The sequence below is a fragment of the Pseudomonas sp. HY2-MNA-CIBAN-0224 genome (assembly GCF_040310285.1).
GTDB classification, from domain to species: domain Bacteria; phylum Pseudomonadota; class Gammaproteobacteria; order Pseudomonadales; family Pseudomonadaceae; genus Aquipseudomonas; species Aquipseudomonas helleri.
In genome coordinates this window covers 1-250 of the sequence record NZ_JBEOPQ010000761.1, presented here as the reverse complement: position 1 = coordinate 250, position 250 = coordinate 1, and the positions used below count along the sequence as shown (strand labels likewise).

The 250-nt window shown below is 46.8% G+C and carries 1 protein-coding gene; it reads right to left on the bottom strand.

Features of this window, described 5'->3' with window-relative positions; genetic code table 11:
* A partial coding sequence (locus AAEZ03_RS28370) for a cbb3-type cytochrome c oxidase N-terminal domain-containing protein (protein ID WP_350583290.1) occupies positions 1-250 on the bottom strand: 250 nt, incomplete at both ends.

Sequence of the window (250 nt, the reverse complement as noted above, 5' to 3'; positions counted from 1 at the left end):
AAAGTTATCCGTAAATACTTTGTTGTTCTGTTCAAGTTCACTGTTTAGCTCATTGTGCGAGGTCCAAGGTACCGTTTCGCCATCGACTTCTACTGTGGTAATACCGTCCCAATGCTTAGGGAACATGGCTGGGAAAAACACCCAGTAAGCGATGCCCCAGACGATTGAGCCAAAAAATATCACTAACCACCACTTGGGCAGGGGTTTGTCGTATTCTCGGATGCCATCGTATTCATGGCCTGTTGTACCG